An 18,088-nucleotide genomic window follows, 5' to 3' on the forward strand; every position below is an offset into this window, starting at 1 on the left:
TTATGAGAAAAAGAACGCGGGTTATTATGGGTGCTTTCACCGCATTCAGCATCCTTCTTGCAGGCTGTACGGGTTCACAGAGCGCGAAGGGCTCGGATGAAGCGCCAAATGCGGGTACCGAGCCAATCGCCTTATCCGAACCGGGGACCTATCCGCTGGTTCAAGAGAAAACCACTTTAAAGGTGATGGTGCGGGGAAATCCGCTGGTCGAGAATTTCGAAACGAATGATTTTACCAAGTGGTACGAAGAAAAAACGAATGTGCACATCGAATGGGAGGTCGTTCCGGAGCAGAGCATACAGGAGAAGCTGAATCTTGTTCTTGCCAGCGAGGATTATCCCGACGTCATTATGGGTTTAAATATTTCGCCGGCGCAGCAGATGATATACGGCTCGCAGGGTGCCTTTCTTCCGTTGAATGACTTGATTGAGAAGCAGGGGACAAATACGAAGAACATGTTCCAGGACAATCCGGAGATCCAATCCGCGATCACGGCGCTGGATGGCAACATATATGCGCTTCCGGAGGTGAATGAATGTTATCACTGTTCCATGAGCCAGAAAATGTGGATTTATGAGCCCTGGCTGAAAAAACTCAATCTGAAGATGCCGGAAACCACGGATGAGCTGTACGAGGTGCTGAAAGCTTTCAAAGAGCAAGATCCGAACGGAAATGGCATGCAGGACGAAATTCCTTTGTCGATTTCTCCGAAATCCTGGAGCTCCTCCATCGATGCGTTCCTATTAAATTCATTCATCTATAATCCGGTTTACGGCTCGAGTTATAAGCATATATTCATAAAAGACGACAAGCTTGACGTGGCCTTCAACAAACCGGAGTGGAGGGAAGGCTTGCGGTATTTGAATAAGCTGTACGCTGAGGGGCTTCTCGCTCCGGAGTCGTTCACGCAGGATGACAATCAATTGATACAGATCGGCGAGAATCCCGATACCGTGCTTCTTGGCGCTTCAACAGGTGGCCACCAGGGTATATTTACCCAACTCCTCGGCGAAAGCGGAAGATGGTTGGAATATAAGACCGTGCCGCCGCTCAAGGGACCGAATGGAGTTCGATACGCTGCTCTGGATTCCACCGGAATGAATCCGGGTGCATTTGTCATCACGAAGAAGGCGAAGCATCCTGAGCTCGCCTTGCGTTGGGCGGATGGCCTGTACGAGCGGGAGCATACGCTGCGAAGCGTGTATGGCCGCCCGGACCAGGAATGGCGTGAAGCGAAGGACGGAGAGGTCGGCATCAACGGGGAGCCTGCGGTCTGGTCTGAGCTAAAGTCTTACGGCACGGTGCAGAATATCGCCTGGATTCAAACCGGTCCGAGCTTGCGGACGAATGATTTCCGTCTGAGCGCCGTTGCCAAAGGGGACGACGATCTGGAAGTCGTTTTGTACAACGAGACGAAGAATAAATACGAACCTCACAAACCGACCGATGTCAGCACCGTGCCGCCGTTATTTCTGACCAACGAGCAGGCGTCCGAGGTAGCAGATCTGTCCAAAACGATCAATGATTACGTGGATGAAATGATGGCCCGCTTCGTGATTGGCGATGCCGATCTGGATAAGGACTGGGATGGCTACGTTCAGCAGCTCGAGGCCATGAATGTAGCCCGCTATCTGGAAATCTACCAGGAAGCGTATGATGGAAGAAGCAAATAAAGGAGGAATCTTAGAATGAGGGTTGGTGTGAGCACTTACAGCTTGCTGCCGGCTATTCGTGCAGGCGAGATGACGGTGCTGGATGTTGTGGAATGGATCGCCGAGAACGGCGGACAGCACATGGAGATCGTACCCTATGGATTTACACTGGAGGACAATCCCGGGCTAACTGACGCAGTGCGTGAGCGGGCGGCGGAAGTCGGTATCGCGTTATCCAATTATTCCATGCCCGCTAATTTCGTCCAGGAGAGCCGGGACGACTTTGATTCGGAGGTGGAACGAATCAAGCGACATGTGGATACGGTCAACCGGCTGGGAATGAAGCATATGCGTCATGACGTGACAGCTTTCACGCTGCCGCCTGAGAAGATGGGCATTGATTATGTGGAAACCCATCTGGATATGATTGTAGAAGGGTGTCGTCTTATTGCAGATTACGCAGCCGGGTACGGTATTACGACTACGATCGAGAACCATGGCGTGAGCGTACAGGCGAGCGACCGTGTACAGCGTGTGCTTCAGGCGGTCGACCGACCGAACTTCAAGACAACTCTGGATATCGGGAACTTTCTATGCGTTGACGAGCAGCCGCTGGTTGGCGTGAAACGCAACCTGCCGCTGGCCTCGCTCATCCATGTGAAAGACTTCTATTATCGTCCGTTTGATCAGGACCCGGGTGGGGGGAAATGGTTCAGAACATCCCATGGCAATTACCTCCGAGGCTCGATCTTCGGCCAAGGTGATATCGATGTCCGTCGGATTCTGCGTCTCATTAAGAATGAGGGTTATGACGGAGACATTACGCTGGAATTCGAAGGTATGGAAGAATGCCGGGAAGGAACCCGGCTGGGTCTGGACAATCTGAAGCGGTTATGGGACGAAGCGTAGAATCTTCCTCCAAATCCATTGGATATTGAGTTGCTTCATAGTATATTGAATGCACAAAAGAAACCGTTCCTTTCGTAAATGGTGTGGGCAGCCCCGCCATTTTACCAAAGAACGGTTTCTTTACGTCTAAATAAGTAGCATTCTGCACGAAATAGCGGAGAGGGCGAATCGATTCAAGACAAGCGTAAGCGCTCGCCTTTACCCCGTTTTACTTTCCGTTCGAATTGATATAATATATAACGTGGATATTGTTTATCCGATTTAATCATGAATGGTTATATGAGTGTGTAGTTTAGATAATTTTCCTGAATGAGGTGCTGTTTATGCATATGAAAACCGGCGTGGAACAGTCGGTGTACGCCCTGGTTCTGCTGAATATGCTGCCTGACAAGGCCGTGCTGCCCGGGGAAGCGATCAGCCAACAGCTGGGGACATCGGCAACCTATTTTCAGAAACTGTTAAGGAAGCTGGTAACAGCAGACATCATCACGTCTGTTCCCGGTATCAAGGGTGGTTTTAGATTAAAGAAGAAACCCGAGGATATCCGTGTATACGACGTATACCTTGCGGTGGAAGGGCAGCAATCCCTCTATTCATCCCACGGAATACTGGTAGACATGCTGGACTTGGAAAAGGAAGAAAGCTGCTGCCTGTTATCCGATTTAATGGAAGAAGCAGAGTCATCCTGGAAGGCTGTATTAAAGCGAGAGACCATCGCTTCGCTGTCGGAAGAGATGCGCGGTGAGCGCTTTAAGGACAAGGTGGCGGCTTTAGAGGAATGGATCAATAACAAAATGGTCATTTGACCGAGGAAGGGATGAACTTTCATGAGATTAAGCGTATTAGATCAGGCACCCGTAACAAGCGGCAACACAGCGGAAGGCGCCTTGAATAAAGCGGAAGAACTGGCTGTCTTGGCAGATGAATTGGGATACAGCCGAATGTGGATGGCCGAGCATCATGGCGGGAATACCTTTGCCAGCTCCGCACCCGAAGTGACGGCAGCCCGGCTTGCAGCCAAAACCAACCGGATTCGCATCGGCACCGGCGGTGTCATGATGATGCATTATTCACCCCTTAAACTTGCGGAAGTGTTTAAGACGTTAAGTGCTTTTACTCCGGGAAGGATTGATTTCGGTGTAGGACGAGCGCCAGGCGGTGATACGAGTGCCATGTACGCTTTGTCTGAAGGACGGCAGCTGATGCTTCATAACATGTATGATAAGCTGGCCATTACCATGCAGCTCCTTCGTGACGAGATCCCGGAAGATGAACTCTACGCCAAGAACGCTGCTGCTCCAACCGGAGTTGCCCTGCCTGAAGTGTGGCTGCTGGGATCCAGCGGCAACAGTGCGTTAAAAGCGGCTCAGATGGGAGTCGGCTACTCCTTCGCGCAATTCTTCAACGGAGCGATGAGCAACGAAATATTGGATCATTACCGCGATAACTACCAGCCGTCCATATTCATGGAAAAGCCTGAGATTAACGTATCTTATATGGTCACGACGGCCGAAACGAAGGAAGAAGCCGAGTATGAAGCGCTGCCGCAGGACATTTTCCGGTTGATGATGAGCAAGGGCCGAATTACACAGGTGCTGACGCCCGAAGAGGCTCAGAATGTGTCCTTAACAGAAATCGACCGGATGGCTATCCAGGAAGGCCGCAAGATCCATCTTGTGGGAGCGGTAAAGGATATCGCGGCACGCTTACAGGAAGAGCAAGCGCACTACGGATTCCAGGAAGCCATGATATGCAGCATTCCGCATTCGCAGGAGAAACGGCTGGAGGTTTACCGACTGCTCGCACGCGAATTGCTGTAATATAAAGTAGATGAGGGGATAGGCGCATGCCTGTCCTTTTTTTGTTAAGGTAAAATTTCTTTGTCCCTTGCGAGTACGAATCTGTTAGAATAGTAAAAAATTAGCTATGTTCACATTCGCAGCAGTTAGGAGATCTTATGCCGTTTACGTTCGCTCATCCTGTCATCACGATGCCTTGGTGGAAGAAGAAATCGCTGCCGATATCAGCCCTCATTATCGGCTGCATGGTACCGGATTTTGAATATTTCATCCGATTTCGGGCGTCTGGCTTATGGAGCCACGAGGGTCCTGGCATCTTGCTGTTCAACCTCCCCATGATCTTACTCCTGTACGTTGTTTTCGAGACGGTGGTACGCTCCGTTCTATTCGTATATTTGCCATCATGGTTTCCATACCGATGGGATCGGGAAGGGAAGGTGTCTGCCACTCTTAAAGGTTGGCTTACCGTAATGATCTTGGGATTAGTGGGCGTTGGCACACATCTATTATGGGATCAGTTTACGCATAAAGGTGCCTGGATCGTGAACCAGATTCCTTTTCTTACCCATTGGATACATATCGATTCCGTACAATTTCCGGTGTATAAATTATGTCAGCACGGCAGCAGTCTGATCGGGCTGGTCCTGATCGTCTGGTGGATTCATCGCCATTTATATGTAGCACCAACACAAAGAGAGCATTCGTATTCGGTTCTGCCTTTTTGGTGCGTATTTGTAGTGATCTATATTCTGGTTATGCTCATGGCCATGATGACGGTTGTTGATGGTGAAGGGATAACGTTTGTGTTACAGCTTGTCGTTCCGGCCATCAGCAGCTTCATGCTGGCCCTGCTTGTAACGTGTCTTGCCTTTTGGCGGGCTGCAAGGATCAAGCTGCAAAGCTAGTAATTAGAATCGGAATCGACAGGAGGAGCGTTATGGTAACCGTTGAGCAATTCACGCATAGAGGAATCCATTTCTTAAATGAAGATGCACTAGTCATAAACGAGCGAGCCTCATTGTATGGCGTGTTAGATGGAGTTTCATCCATCGTCCCATACCTCAGCGACAAGAAGGAAACCGGTGGTTACATCGCTGCCCAAACTGTGAAGAATTACTTCGAATCACTGGACCAGGTTGCACAGCTTACGGATCATGTTGCGGCAGCGAACCAAAAGCTAAGAGAACTTATGCTCCAAGCCAATATTAATATGAAGAAAAAAGATGGCCTCTGGGGCACTGCCCTTGCTCTTGTTCGAATTCAAGAGGAACGTGTGGAATTTATTCAGACAGGCGACTGCATGATTCTTGCCGTATACCAAGATGGGGAGGTTCGCCCGTTAACCTGGAGACAAGTCGCTCATTTGGAATCTCCGGCCATCGCAAAATGGGAGGAGGGCGTGATTAAAGGATTGTCCAATCAAAAAGACCTCCACGGGACGGTTATTGATATCATCAGGGCGAATCGCTTTCAGAGTAATACCAATGGAGGCTATGGCGTATTGAACGGAGAAGCCCAAGCTGCCCATTTTCTCGAATATGGAAAGATCAACAAGTCACGCTTAAAACACGTGATCTTGTTAACGGATGGTTTATTCTGGCCTGAACGCGATGTCCCGAGTGATCGATCCTATTGGAGTTATATCGCGCAGCGTATACTCGAAAAGGGGCTTGAGCAGTATGCGCATGAATTACTTGAGATCGAAGAGGCTGACCCTGAGTGCTTAACCTATGCAAGATTCAAAAAATCCGATGATAAAACAGGCATGGTGCTTTCATTTAACAACTCATCGATGGTTAATCGATAAAGCATTTATGACTTAACAGAACCCGTGTATATCATGGGTTCTTTATTTAATTCGGAGTGATCAGGCACCCTCACAAGAAATCTTCCTCCGAAACACTGACACATTGTCGTCAGTGTTTCGCTCTTATAATGAAGAAAAAATTGAGAGTGAGGTAATCCGATGGCTAACAATCATCAAGATACCAGATACCAAGATTCTGAAATCTCCATTCGCCCCTTTCACATCGACATTCCTCAACAAGACATTGACGATCTGCGAACACGTATAGCTCATACCCGGTGGCCTTCCCAGTTACCCGGAAGTGGCTGGAATCGGGGAATTCCTGTTTCGTATCTTAAAGAGCTGGTGGAATATTGGCAGAATGAATATGACTGGCGTGAGTATGAGCAAAAACTTAATGCATTTCCGCAATTTATAACGGACATTGAGGGTCAGCAGATTCACTTTCTTCATGTACGATCTCCCGAGCCTCATGCCTTACCATTGATCATGACCCATAGTTGGCCGAATTCCATCGTTGAATTCATGAATATCATTGGACCATTAACCAATCCACGAGCCTATGGTGGAGATCCAAGCATGGCGTTTCATATCGTGGCACCTTCGCTTCCAGGATTCGCCTTTTCCACTTTTCCGGAGCCGGCAGATGAGACACCGTGGAGCATCAAGCGTGTAGCCAGTGTGTGGGCTGAGCTGATGCGAAGACTCGGTTATGAAGCTTATGGAGCACATGGCAACGATGCAGGCGCATTAGTTTCCCCTGAGCTGGCTATCCTTGATGCTAAGCATATGATTGGTGTTCATATTACAGGAGGGCTGGGTATCCCCATGGGAGATTCGAGTGAACTGGAAGGGTGCAGCGAGGAAGAAATGGCCGAAATTACTCATCTAGCCGAGCTGTTTGAAGGGGGGAGCGGTTATGCACCTTATCTGTCCAACCGACCGCAAACACTCAGTTATGGGCTGCTTGACTCGCCGGTAGCTGGACTTGCTTACCTTGTTGAGCGGTTTAAAGAATTTGACGGATGGCCTAAAAACACGGAAGAGATTCCTCAAGAACCGATCCATAAAGATCTGCTGCTCACTAACGCAAGCGTTTATTGGTTGACGCAGACATTTGCTTCCTCGGCCTGGACCTATTATGAAGGAGCAGCTGGGATGCCAACCAATCAGATGGAAGTCCCGACAGGGGTTTCCCATGGGGGAGGTTCTGTATTCCGGCGTATTGCAGAAGCCAAAAACAACATTATCCACTGGTCGAATCGGGAAAGTGGAAGTCATATGGTTGCCATGGCAGATCCGGAATCACTTATTGAGGATATAAGAGCATTTTTTAGCAAGCTTACCCGATAGGAACAAGAATCACGAATACGATATAACCGTACTTTGCCTAACAACATTTTCATGTCCAATTCATATTTTATGGTAATGGCATGGAGTGGGAGGTATGTCGTATGGGCCAAGGAACGCAAAGAAAACGCAGACAACAAGCAGCTTCGAAAAAAGCTACGGTTAAGCAATTGGCGTTCATTGCAGCTATCTTAGTATTGATTGCCTCAGCTATAGGCCTTTACGTCGCATATGATGACTTGTTTGAGGATGACGATGTGGATGTTATCATCTAAACAAGATGTTATATACCAATATCAAAAATTCGCTTTATCATATATGCCATATGGAGCTTCCTCCAAATCAAAGGCAGCCGTTCTTGACTTAAGAACAGGCTACCTTTATTATGGGTTCTTTTATTATAGAGTGTCAGGAGCCTGCTTCGTCTTTAGTTGTAGGTGTAATCGGACTATTATGATGAGGGAGCAGCTTCATGCCGGCGTGATCCAGATGGATTTCGACGTGAACCGTCTCCAGTGCACTTGTATCAATCGCTTGAGCGGACGACTGATTGATTTTTTTCCAAAGCCGGGTGTCCCTCCTGAACAACACGTGCTCCAAGCTGAATAGGTCCGTTTTTGAAGCAGCCCCATTTTTAAATGTAGTCAAAATTTCCTCGCGAACCCCCTTAGCTGCCTGTAATTCAATATCCGTCTTGTTCATATCATCGAGTGCTTCCACTACGTTTCCACTTAACTTGACGCTAACGCGGTATTTGGGCATGCCGTTGACAATGTTTAGTTTCACGCTGATTTTAGGGTTGGATAATACCGCGACTCCTGCTAATTCACCGTTCTGATTGGTAATCGGGATGTGTGAACGTTTTGTATCGGCTTCCAGCCAGCGCAAACCGGTGAGCTTGTCATTGGTGAATAAGCCATTCGATACCCCTTTGGATATAGCAAATACTCCGTTAACCTCTAACTTCGGATCTTCTTTTTGGTTACGGCTCCATGTCTTTGTATCGATCGTGAGATTTGGAAGCAAAACCGTCCAACCTGGTTCTGTCATCAGCGCCATGAAATCGAAATATCGGATCGGTTCAATATAGGATCTCTGTTGATATTCCTCAACAGGTTCATGGGCTAATGTATTTAATGGGGACAGGTTGAAAAATGCCGGGATATTCATCAATTGTTCGATCGAATCCTTTGTGCCGAATACCCAAGGCGTCATTCGAACCTCCTGGTATCGACCGATGGTATCCAGTTTGGTTAGGACATTCGATTTCAATACGTTATCACTAATGATAATACAGGAAATGTGGCTCCATATCGTACGTTGCTGCGAAGAATCATAAATGCCATTGATCGCCAAGTCCAAGGTTTTTCCTTTTGTTTTGGACGTCCATATTTGGGAGGGCTTTTCTGCCTTTCCCGAATCGCTCTTGGCTACGGATGTGAAATCCATCATCTGGGTGTAAACGACAAAGTTCCCGTCCTCTTGATCGATTCCGATGGCAGTGATGTAATTGATGTCTTGAATCTCTTTAATGTCCCAGCAGCCTGTTAACAAATTGAGCAATACCATTAACCACATTAATTTTATGATTCTGACGCAAGTTGTCATTTCATCCAGGTTCCCTTTCTTTAGAGGTATCATCTATCGTGTGAAGCATTTGCGGTCGTTTTTTGTTGAAAGCCCATGGTTTTTTTAAGAGGGAACTCATCAGATCTTTGATCGTTAATGGCGATAGGGGAGCTAAATACGGAAGTCCGAAGGATTCGAGAACAGAGAGGTATGCGATAAGGCTTAATAAGCCAATGAAGAATCCGAGCATACCCAGCAAGGCGGACCAGATGAGCACATAGAGTCGAATGATGCTGACCGTCCCGCTTAGCGTCTGATTGACTAAAGTAAAGGTCGCGACCGCGGTCGTTGCAGAGACAACCAGCATGGTTGGTGACGTAAGGCCAGCGCGGATGGCAGCATCACCGATAATGAGACCGCCCAAAACTGCGATGGTTTGACCGACTGCTTTGGGCAGCCTGATGCCAGCCTCTCTGAAAAGTTCGAACATACCCAGCATCAATAAGATCTCCATTGGGGAGGAAAGCGGAAGCCCGAATCTGGAAACAGTGACGGTCGCAAGAAGTAGAAATGGCAGCTGATCCATGTTGTAGCTTGTCAGGGCAATCCAAAACCCCGGTAGCATAATGGCGAGAAAGAGACCCAGCAGCCTGAGAAGCCGTTCAAAGATGACAAAGTAGTAAGGGAAGTAGGAATCTTCAGGCGTTTTTAACAATTCCATCAAATTGCATGGTGCAATTAACGCCATTGGCGAACCATCCACAAGAATAACGAAACGTCCTCGAAGCAAACACTCCACAACAAAGTCCGGCCTGCCGATATAGTCCATCAGCGGAAACAGAGAGAGGGTKGAATCCGAAAGAGCCTCCTCCAGTTGGCCACTGGTTATGAGTGCATCAACATGGATGCCTTTTAAGCGCTCTTTAGCCTCGTTGACGACTTCAGGGCGTATGATATCGGAAATATATAGAAGTGAAACTCGGGTCTGGCTGCGATTGCCGATGATCATTTGTTCATTATGGAGTGTGGCCGTGCGCAGCCTTTTGCGGACGAGTGCCACGTTCGTGGTGAGATCCTCCGTAAAAGCGTCTCTCGCCCCTTTGATGGCCACCTCGGTATTGGATTCATCAGGCTGTCTATTCGGGCGTGCGGCGATATTGATGGAATAACAGCATTTTTCTGTTGTAAAAAACAGGATCATGTGCCCTTCGAACAAAAGCTTTACAACGTCGGCATGCTGTTTAATTTCACTCCATTCCATGGATTTATCCAATTCTCTGGCCAGTGGTTCCCACTCTTTGAAGTGCTCCAGCTTTTCTTCCAGATCCGGCAGTACGTATTGGATCATCAACGTGGCATCAACCATTCCTTCGCTGTAGATGAGCAATGAAGGAAACGCACTAACTTGCTTTGCCGGGAAGGATTTAATGACAACGTCTGCGGAAGAGGCAAACATGGAACGCAGGGTTTTCTCATCCAATGTGTCGACAGCCGGCTTACGGTCAACTGCAAATCCGGATTGTTTCGATTGTCGACGGAACATTCGATTTCGAGGTCTATGATGTGTCATTGTCTACCCCCCTTTGGTTTTAGGTCTTAATGTTACAATGATCGCAATGAATAGCGTTAGCCCAGCCACGAAACCAAGGAATGCAACAGAGTATTTGCCGAGAACGAATAACTCGATTTGTCTATCGATTACCGGTATTAAAGAAAAGACAGTCAGTGCGATACCAACCCCTAACAAATACCAAAGGCGTCGATTGGATTTTTTAAAGGATATACCATCGGCCATAATAAACAGGAAAAGAGAGATGCGGATTAAAGTCCCTGATATCCACTGGTACAGAGCCAGAAAATCGACATGCGTAATATATTTCGTGATGGTGACCAGCAGCCACTGTTCGTATGCGGGATATCGGGATTCCATAGCGGGAACAGGACCGAATGTGGCGATCGCTCCCATCAATGGTCCCAACGTAAGACCGCCCAGAAGAACAGATAATATAACAATCGAGAGGTAATTCATCTTTCGTTTCATATGATGCTGAAGAAAAATAAGCACAATCATCTCCATAAACCCGCCTCCGGCTACGATCATGCTCTTGAGCATAGGGGTGTAACCTTCCACGAATAGTGGTGTCAATAATGAATAGTCCTTATATTGAAGATTCGACACAGCTACAAAATGGCCCAATACCCACACAACGGGGAGCAAAATGCCGGATATGATCGCTATCGAGCGAATTCCGTTATTGGCCACATATACGCATAGCAGAATAATGGTCAGCGAGACGACCGTTTTGGGCGTTTGCGGCAGGTAGGTAACCCGAATCCATGTCGCCGTTTCTCTTAATATGACCATGGACATCCAAAAAAAGTAGAGTGACATGATGCATATAAATATCCAGCCGATGATCGGACCAAAACCATCTTTGAACCAGGCGAATATCGATTGTTGCTGTGTTCGTTTCATGATAAAAAACAAAATATAGACCCAGCCTATATGCAGGATCATGGTCAGCAGGGTGCCCATCCATGCGTCTCGGCCCGCGTACTGCAGAATAAGCGGAATCAGGATAACATGATTGGTGATACCCAAGGACAACAGCATGATAAAGTAGACCTCAATCAATGATATCTTTTTGCTAGTGGGCATTATACTAATCTCCATATGAGGGAATACATGCTAATCGATACAGTGAGTATTCACCATTTGCCGCATTTTATGTATGAGGGGAAGAGTTCGGTCTCCTGTCGAATGGATGTGGTTTTTGCGATTACCCAAGAAATAATCAGGAGAGAACATCTGGATGCAAGGTAGCGAGACAGCGGGAATCGGATGGAATGTTGTGCGGAGGGAGAGGAAATGTGCTGGTTACGGAGGATGCATGGAGATCATGGAGTCGCGAGTTTCTATTGCTTCATGAATTAGGAGGTTGATCGCATTTAGTTAATGCTATTAATTAAATCAATTAACTACATTAAATGTATGTGCCGAATAGTGACCACGAGGTTAATTAATGACATTAACTAAATATATTTAATGTCATTAATTAACCTCGCTAAATCCCGTAAACACGGGGTGGAAAGGACCTCTATTCCATCATAAAAACATCGCAGATCCATGATAATCGGACCTGCGATGCACTTATACGTCTGTCACTTGTTTAACTGGAAATCATCATTTCTTGATTGGCAAGTTGTAGCTTTCACGGATCAAGGAGAAATAATGATCCGCGCGAACGACTTTGAAATCTGCCCCGAGCTGTTCGGTCAGCGCCAGCGCATCGGACGGGGTCATGCTCCATGCGAGCATACCGAGCGAGACGAACAACGGTGATTTACCATCCCAATTCGCTTTGGCTTCATTGAGCACCTGCAATCCGTCTTGAACGGTGCTGATCCCCCGGATCGTAGACACGGGCAGGCTGTCGCCGATAATTTCAACCCCGTATTTGTCTTCATAACTAATAAATAAACCAGGTACGTTATATTCCTCCTCATAAGCTTTTGCTTTAAACGGTGATAACGGCACATTTTGGCTGTCGATTCGGTTCAGTACATAAGGGATTGTCATTCCTGTCTTTTTCATATACTTCTCGGTTTGCTGCAAAAACTCACGGAAGCTAGCGTCAGGCCATGGACTCGGATAGAAGTAACCGGCACCGGAAGGTCCGGCAATGAGCAAATCGTTCTCTGTTGCCGTGTTTAGATAGTAATTCAATATTGCAGGGGCACCTTCATAGAGCAATGGGCTTGAGGTCCAGTTTATCGGAACCTTGCCTCTGGCCGGGTCATCCCACATGACGCGCATGCGATGCTGGTTATATTGAAAGTTGTCGCCTTCCGTAAAGGTATAGGTCACATAAATTTTGTTCTCAAGCGCCGGCTGTGGAGGTGTTTTCGCCAGTTTGAACTTCGGCTTGGTTCCCGAAAAAACGGTCAGATTACTGAACCAATCGGCTGCCAGCACATAGACGCCGTAACGGGAGGCAATCTCGACCGAGCTGAACTCGCCTTCCACATCATTGCTGAACCAGCCAAGGTAAGGGGTGCCCGGCTCCACATCGGACATGATTTTCTCGAAAAGCGCTTTTTGCTCAGGTACATTGGAATCGAGCCAGAATACCATCGCTTTATTGGCAACGGCGTAATCTCTTAAATAGCCATAGGGCTCCTGCTGCTCTGCAGAAGGCGGACGGATATTCCCAGCAGAAACCTTGTACTGGTTCCACATATCGACTTCTGCGGTCAATTTCTCGGTTCCCGCAGGCGGAGTGAATTCATATACAAAATAACTGCCGTTATCGGCAAAGCGGTGACCGCCTTGGCCTTCACTGAACTTGGAGTTTTGCCGATCATAGAGATAAGACTCTTCTTCAGGCGTTCCTGCGATGAAGCTTGCTATCTCTTCGCCGTCAGCCTTGATCGTTATTTCATGTACCGCGGGTCCCCAGCCGTCCTGGGTGAAAGCATCATCAAAGCGCAGATAAACGGATGATTCTCCCAAGAGGGAGGAGAGGTCGAGGTTATAAGTATCACGGTTGCTCGCATCCCGCACCTGCTGCTTCTCTTCCGCAATCGTCACGAACGATTCAGGCATTCCGGAAGGAATACGAATCGCTGTATCCGGATCCAGTCCGATCAGCATCTGATGAGTTGTCTGCTCCCACAGATGCTCATATTGCCAGGTGTATGCTTCAAGTCGATTATCGAATTTACCGCGAAGATCGTCCAGGATCTTCAAGTCGAATGGAGCTTTGGACAATTTGTCGGCCAGCTTAGGGCTGGCAACGACCGCATTCTTCAAACCTGCGAGCGTGGTGGCGACATTAATCGTATCAGGAACTTCCGGATCATATACAATCATGCCTTTTGCCTCGCTGCGATATGCGGAGAACACGTTCCAATAGTCTTCTTGAAGCGTGTAAGGCACATTGATATCGTTAAGCCAGGTCAATTTCCCTTCTTCCTGGGATTCAATCAAATAGATTCGGGGCTGTTCCCTGTTTACGATTCCCTGCAAGGTCCCTAACAACAATTTGATGTCACCTGGTGCATCATAAATATCTGCGACGTCCAGATGCTTAGGCTTCTTGAAACTTGGCAGTTCACGATGATTGGAGCTGTCAGTTGCGCTGACTGTGGATTCGTTTCCGAAGCATAAGCTGCGCTGGTCGTTAATGAAAAAGCACATAGGATAGCTAAACAGAGAATCGTGAATCTACGAGCCATGGCGAATTCACTCCTTGTTATGATCTGTGGTCAGAAATCAAAGCGTGTGTTCATCCGCAAACATCGACCCTCCTTTTTCGGCCCAATAGCCGGTCAACACTCCGCTTATCAACACATATTTAATATATTCAAGTATGGTTTTACAAGTGGTTCGACAAAACTTCCTATAATTCTTGAAAATCAGGCAAATTAAACATAGGTACATCAAGAGTTTGTCGTTATAGTCTGGTGATCGACTCATGCTTGTTTATTGCGCTTGTATGTGTAAGGATATATTATATATTTCAAATATCATGAATGAATTGGTGATGTGATTAGAATGAGTGCAAACGATCGAATTCCGTTGTATCAGCAAATCCAGGACTATATAAGGCACGTCATAACAACAGAAAATATGAAGCCTGGGGACCGCATTCCGACAGAGAAGGAGCTGATGGATCAGTTTCATGTCAGTAAAATAACGGTTGCCAATGCCCTAACCGGATTAGCGAATGAGAAATTAATTGCCCGGGTGCCGGGCAAAGGCAGTTTTGTAGCAGAGGAGGCCGATTTCTTAACTGCGGGCCAGTCATCAACTGCCAAGCTTAAGGGAAAAGAGGGGAAGCTGGCCACGGGCATCATAGGCGTGATCATGCCCACCATCCATGATTATTTCGCCATCAGGCTCATTGAGGGAATCCAAGCTGCGCTGAATGACGAAGGTTATCGCAGCATGATCATGCTGACCGACGGCAAGCTGGAAAAAGAAAAGGATGCCATCAAAGAGCTGAAGGCTCTTGGAGCCGAAGGCCTGTTGATTTTCCCGGTAGACGAGGAGAACTACAACGAGGAAATACTGGGTATGAAGCTATCCGGGTTTCCTTTTGTGTTGATTGACCGGTTCGCATGGTTACCGCCTATATGCAAACCGTCACGGTTCAGGAGCGGATCGAAGGCTATATTGATGCATTAAAGGACAAGGGCGCATTAATCAATCCGGCGCATATGATTACGGATTTCAAACCGCTGAGTGTGCTCAAGGATGCCGAAGCTCATCCATTGTACCGATATATCCGAAATCGCATGGTTACCGCCTATATTTCGCTAAACGGGAGATTGGGCGTACAAATTTATCAGATGGCCAAGCAAGCGGGACTTCGCGTGCCGGAAGACGTTTCGATCGTCAGCTTCGACGATCCGACTTCTATCGTGGAGGAATTCAGCATATTTACCCATGTCAAACAGTTTGAATGGGATATGGGATACCAGGCTGCCGGTAAACTGCTCGAAGTATTGCGCGGTCATGGAGAAGTGAAGAGCTACAGCAAATTGCTGATTGAGCCGGAGCTGGTCATTCGCCAAACGTCGGGTCATGTTCCACAAACGTAATACTTACGCTAAGGAAAAGCCTTTTCCGTTAACTAACGGAGAGGGCTTTTTTTATTTCTCACTAAAAAACATATTGAATATATTAATATTAATATTATATATTATATTCTAGAAAATGATGGATAACCAAGAAACAAGAGTGCATCTAACCAGAGCAAGGAGGTTTAGAACGTGCCAAGAGACCGCAGAGAAGAACGAACCGGTTTTCAGGAATCGGCTCCGTATCATCCCGACTATGATCTTCAGACTGACTTTGTGATGGTCTACGGAATTGATAAAACGATGCCGGAGCGCATTCAGAAATGGAAGGACAAAGGATATATCGTCCATCTGATGACAGGAGTCGCATGGGGGACATACAACAACTACCTGGACGGGGAGGTTGACGGCTTATCACATTGGGATGAAGCACAGACCGATCGTCATGGAGAGATGATCCTGCATGGCAAACAACCGGTTATTCCTTACATGGTGCCAACGATTTCCTTTGGGCGCTATCTAGCGGATCGAATACGCATTGCGGTTGATGCGGGCGTAGAGGCCATTCATCTGGAGGAGCCCGAATTCTGGGTAAATGGCGGTTATTCGGAAGCATTTAAGCGAGAATGGCTGCTGTATTACAAAGAGCCATGGATTCCACCGCACGTTTCCCCAGACGCACAATACCGGGCTTCCAAATTGAAAGCGTATTTATATACACGCGTGCTGGACCGGTTATGTGCAGAGATGAAGGATTACGCGCTGCATCGTTATGGCCGAGTCCTTCGCTTTTACGTTCCGACTCATTCCCTGATCAATTACACGCAGTGGCGAATTGTCAGCCCGCAATCCGCGCTCGTTGAGCTTCCGTCCATTGACGGGTACATTGCACAGATCTGGACGGGGACGTCCCGAACGCCGAATGTGTATGAAGGACTGCGCAAGGAACGGACGTTTGAAACCGCTTACCTTGAATATGGCGTGATGCAGGAGCTGGTCCGCGGAACCGACAGACGGATGTGGTTCTTGCATGATCCGATTGAAGATAACCCGAACCACACTTGGGCGGATTACAAACAGAACTACTTAAAGACCGTGGTCGCCTCACTGCTGCATTCCGGAGTGGTCCATTACGAAGTTTCACCCTGGCCGCGAAGAATCTTTAAAGGAACTTATCCATCTGAAGACGGCTCGGGTAAGGAGTACATCCCGTCTGACTATGCAACGACGCTGCTCCAGGTCATGCACACGCTGGGCAACATGGACCAGGAAGTGATCGAATCGGCAGAAGATGAGTTGCAGGTTGGCGTTCTTATTGCCGACTCCGCGATGTTTCAGCGAATGAAGCCGGATCCGGAAGCGCCCGATGCCGGTAAATACGACGGTACGGACCCTGAAGGATTTCAGGCGGAAGGGGACACCGAGCTTCTCGATTTTTCCCCTTTCTACGGTCTGTCACTGCCGCTGTTGAAACATGGAATCCCGGTTCGTCCGCTTCAGCTGGATAATGTAAGGCGGTATCCGGGTTATTTGGCACCATACCGCGTGCTGGTTCTGAGCTATGAATTCATCAAACCGGAGTATCCGGACATTCATAATGCTCTTGCCCAGTGGGTGCGGGATGGCGGGGCGTTAATCTATGTAGGCGATGACAGCGACCCGTATCACGGCATTCGTTCATGGTGGAACAATGACCGCAAGGATCAACCGTTTGGCTCGAAGTATAACTCGCCGCGGGAGCATCTGTTTGAGCAGCTTGGCCTGAAGGGGAAAGCGGAAGGCGTCCATCCGGTAGGAAAAGGCATCGTGTGCTGGTTGGATCAGCATCCGGCTGAACTCACCCTATCCAAAGCGGGGGCAGACCGGCTGCGGCACGCCGTCCAAGCCACGCTGGAAGCACATCACGGCGCAGAACGACCGTGGAATTCCAAACATTATTTCAAGCTCAAGCGAGGCCCTTATCTGATCGCTTCGGTTCTGGAGGAATCGATCTCCGCTGAGCCGTTGAACATCTCGGGCCCGATTGTGGACTTGTTCGATTCGAAGCTATCCGTTCTGGATCAGGTTACGTTAAACCCAGGGAAACAAGCGCTGCTCTATGATGTTGAGGCCGGACGTCCTTCGGCCGGCAAGGTATCCGTCATTGCCGCGTCCTCCCGAATCGAGGATCTAGTCCAGACGGAATCAGGCTTCCGATTCATTGCAAGAGGGCCGTCCAATCTGCAGGCAAGCGCGAGATTGTATTGCCCAATGGAGCCGATATCTGTTCAGTACGTTATTCAGGATCAAGCCGTACCTGCTGGATGGGTATGGGATCCAAAGTCGCTAACCGTGCTGCTGCAGTATGAACATGGCGGCATGAACCATGCAGAGATCCAGGTGGATTGGACAGCAAGCGAGGTTCATACCTGAATCTG

At 48.0% G+C, this 18,088-nt stretch carries 13 protein-coding genes and 1 pseudogene; 10 read left to right on the forward strand and 4 right to left on the reverse strand.

What is annotated here, in order from left to right; genetic code table 11:
* Positions 1-2: 2 nt before the first annotated feature.
* The 8 genes from ACPV3A_RS28050 to ACPV3A_RS28085 all read left to right on the forward strand — a co-directional run bounded on the left by ACPV3A_RS28050 (position 3) and on the right by ACPV3A_RS28085 (position 7,792).
* Positions 3-1,673: an ABC transporter substrate-binding protein gene (locus ACPV3A_RS28050; RefSeq protein WP_426202705.1), complete on the forward strand. Its 1,671-nt coding sequence runs from the start codon at positions 3-5 to the stop codon at positions 1,671-1,673.
* Between the two features lie 15 nt (positions 1,674-1,688).
* Positions 1,689-2,561, forward strand: coding sequence for a sugar phosphate isomerase/epimerase family protein (locus ACPV3A_RS28055; protein ID WP_426202707.1), 873 nt, complete (start codon positions 1,689-1,691; stop codon positions 2,559-2,561).
* A 323-nt stretch (positions 2,562-2,884) separates the two neighbouring features.
* Positions 2,885-3,367, forward strand: coding sequence for an RrF2 family transcriptional regulator (locus tag ACPV3A_RS28060; RefSeq protein WP_426202708.1), 483 nt, complete (start codon positions 2,885-2,887; stop codon positions 3,365-3,367).
* Between the two features lie 21 nt (positions 3,368-3,388).
* Positions 3,389-4,381: an LLM class flavin-dependent oxidoreductase gene (locus ACPV3A_RS28065; RefSeq protein ID WP_426202711.1), complete on the forward strand. Its 993-nt coding sequence runs from the start codon at positions 3,389-3,391 to the stop codon at positions 4,379-4,381.
* Positions 4,382-4,518: 137 nt separating this feature from the next.
* A complete protein-coding gene (locus ACPV3A_RS28070) occupies positions 4,519-5,265 on the forward strand; it encodes a DUF4184 family protein (protein WP_426202713.1) in 747 nt (248 codons plus the stop codon).
* A gap of 32 nt (positions 5,266-5,297) precedes the next feature.
* Positions 5,298-6,167 (forward strand): protein phosphatase 2C domain-containing protein, encoded by an 870-nt coding sequence (locus ACPV3A_RS28075; RefSeq protein ID WP_426202715.1) that lies wholly within the window; start codon positions 5,298-5,300, stop codon positions 6,165-6,167.
* Between the two features lie 159 nt (positions 6,168-6,326).
* Positions 6,327-7,520: an epoxide hydrolase family protein gene (locus ACPV3A_RS28080; protein ID WP_426202717.1), complete on the forward strand. Its 1,194-nt coding sequence runs from the start codon at positions 6,327-6,329 to the stop codon at positions 7,518-7,520.
* Positions 7,521-7,621: 101 nt separating this feature from the next.
* Positions 7,622-7,792 (forward strand): hypothetical protein, encoded by a 171-nt coding sequence (locus ACPV3A_RS28085; RefSeq protein ID WP_194542573.1) that lies wholly within the window; start codon positions 7,622-7,624, stop codon positions 7,790-7,792.
* Positions 7,793-7,925: 133 nt separating this feature from the next.
* Here ACPV3A_RS28085 and ACPV3A_RS28090 read toward each other — a convergent pair whose 3' ends face one another.
* From ACPV3A_RS28090 to ACPV3A_RS28105, 4 genes are all read right to left on the reverse strand, one after another.
* Positions 7,926-9,158: a Ger(x)C family spore germination protein gene (locus ACPV3A_RS28090; protein WP_426202720.1), complete on the reverse strand. Its 1,233-nt coding sequence runs from the start codon at positions 9,156-9,158 to the stop codon at positions 7,926-7,928.
* Entirely contained in the window at positions 9,127-10,656 is a 1,530-nt protein-coding gene (locus ACPV3A_RS28095; RefSeq protein ID WP_426202723.1) for a spore germination protein, read from the reverse strand. The genes ACPV3A_RS28090 and ACPV3A_RS28095 overlap by 32 nt, the downstream gene beginning before the upstream one ends.
* Positions 10,657-10,659: 3 nt before the next feature.
* A complete protein-coding gene (locus ACPV3A_RS28100) occupies positions 10,660-11,745 on the reverse strand; it encodes a GerAB/ArcD/ProY family transporter (RefSeq protein ID WP_426202725.1) in 1,086 nt (361 codons plus the stop codon).
* Between the two features lie 525 nt (positions 11,746-12,270).
* Positions 12,271-14,130, reverse strand: coding sequence for a GxGYxYP domain-containing protein (locus ACPV3A_RS28105; RefSeq protein ID WP_426202727.1), 1,860 nt, complete (start codon positions 14,128-14,130; stop codon positions 12,271-12,273).
* Between the two features lie 513 nt (positions 14,131-14,643).
* Here ACPV3A_RS28105 and ACPV3A_RS28110 point away from each other — a divergent pair.
* Positions 14,644-15,692, forward strand: a pseudogene (locus ACPV3A_RS28110) (GntR family transcriptional regulator).
* A gap of 171 nt (positions 15,693-15,863) precedes the next feature.
* Positions 15,864-18,083 (forward strand): hypothetical protein, encoded by a 2,220-nt coding sequence (locus ACPV3A_RS28115; protein WP_426202729.1) that lies wholly within the window; start codon positions 15,864-15,866, stop codon positions 18,081-18,083.
* The last annotated feature ends 5 nt before the right edge of the window (positions 18,084-18,088 follow it).

This window comes from Paenibacillus sp. Dod16, assembly GCF_049893405.1.
Taxonomy (GTDB): domain Bacteria; phylum Bacillota; class Bacilli; order Paenibacillales; family Paenibacillaceae; genus Paenibacillus_AQ.